Origin of the sequence: Ochrobactrum sp. XJ1, assembly GCF_024701725.1 — a bacterium.
GTDB lineage: Bacteria > Pseudomonadota > Alphaproteobacteria > Rhizobiales > Rhizobiaceae > Brucella > Brucella anthropi.
Genome location: NZ_VDGD01000057.1, coordinates 1 through 1,344, shown reverse-complemented (window position 1 = coordinate 1,344; position 1,344 = coordinate 1). Strand labels below are relative to the sequence as shown.

Genomic DNA, 1,344 nt, shown 5'->3' with positions numbered 1-1,344 from the left:
AAAAGCCTCCCTTTCGAGAGGCCTTTGAATCATCAGCTCATTCAAATGCCAAGCAGTTTTATGAGTTTACGGCCTAGTCTCACCGCTTGGTGTTGCGTATTCACCGAGATCGAAACGCGTATTGGTGTCGTAACTGAGCGACGATGTGTCGTTGACTTCATAGGCGCTGATGATGTTGGAGCCGGTATTCGGGCTCGCCTTCATCGGCATGTTCAGAGTATTCTCGGTCAGCGTGGTGTCACCCGTCGGATCGCCGACGACGACCGAAAGGCTGGAGCCGCTACTCACGGTCGCCAGACGTGGATCAAGATAGGCTTCCTGATCGTTCACGTCGTCCCAGATCGTGAAGGTGCGGCTGTCGGCAGCCACCGTGAAATTGGATGAATTATAAACGTTGACGGTCACACTTTCCTGATTGGTCTCGTCAAAATAAGTGACGGTCTGGTTCTGCTGGCCGGTGGTCAGTACACCAGCGGGCAACACCGCACCATTGAGCACACGCCCATCATCCGCGATCTGCTGGAGCGTTTCCTGCGTCCAGTTCGGTACGCCGTTCTGTATGGTTGCATAACTTCCATCGAACGTATTCAAAGTGCCGTTATTGACTTCCGTCTGGCCCGCATGATCGTCGTTCGGCCCGGGCGCTGTCGTTGGCGTTCCCGTATAGTCGCCAACCGGATAATGGCCAGGCGCGTAGTTTCCGAGTGTGTAGTCAGCAGCTACTGCGCCTCCAATCGAGACTGCAAAAAACGCAGTACTCGAAATCAGCCTGGCAACAGCCTTAAGAAGAACGCTAGCGTTCCGATCCCGCACAAATATATCTGCCATCGCCCCTACCATCATGAAAGACTCCAAATAGATAAATATTAATTTCAATTATGAATTCAGTAGAAATTTTAAATATACATGCAGCACCGTTCCAATGAGAAACGGTACTGCAATATCAGAAATGCTAAATTTTTTCTACGACCGGCGGCTTCCAGCGCCCCTCTATAGCATCAGCTTTGGGCAAATAGAGTCGCATGACAGCGTAAAATGGTTCGCCAGGAGCAGGAAGCCAATTCGATTCCAATTTCGATCCTGGACTTTCGTGCTGCAGATAGAGAACTATTTCCCCACGGTCATTTTTCTGGAGATTGCTGAGCATCGCCGAGTTAATAAGGTAGCGATCGATGGGGTTCTTGACGAGTAACTGCTTGGCCCTATCATACATGGTTATCGACCAGAATGCGTCGACAGGCGGCATCGTTTCCGGCGAGAACGTCAAAGGGTGTTGTCACGTTAACTGGGCTACAGTTGCCTGCCTGACGGTTTGGGCGTAAATTTTGGCGATGCAGACATCAG

General features: G+C 51.0%; 2 protein-coding genes. Both read right to left on the bottom strand.

What is annotated here, in order from left to right; all coding sequences use genetic code 11:
• Positions 1-66: 66 nt before the first annotated feature.
• Positions 67-828, bottom strand: coding sequence for a hypothetical protein (locus FG152_RS27115; protein ID WP_498989463.1), 762 nt, complete (start codon positions 826-828; stop codon positions 67-69).
• A gap of 124 nt (positions 829-952) precedes the next feature.
• Entirely contained in the window at positions 953-1,267 is a 315-nt protein-coding gene (locus tag FG152_RS27110; RefSeq protein WP_498989460.1) for a DUF1214 domain-containing protein, read from the bottom strand.
• Positions 1,268-1,344: the final 77 nt, after the last annotated feature.

Coding starts and splice junctions, on each gene's coding strand:
- FG152_RS27115 (WP_498989463.1), bottom strand. CDS start 828: ATGGCAGATATATTTGTGCGGGATCGGAACGCTAGCGTTCTTCTTAAG.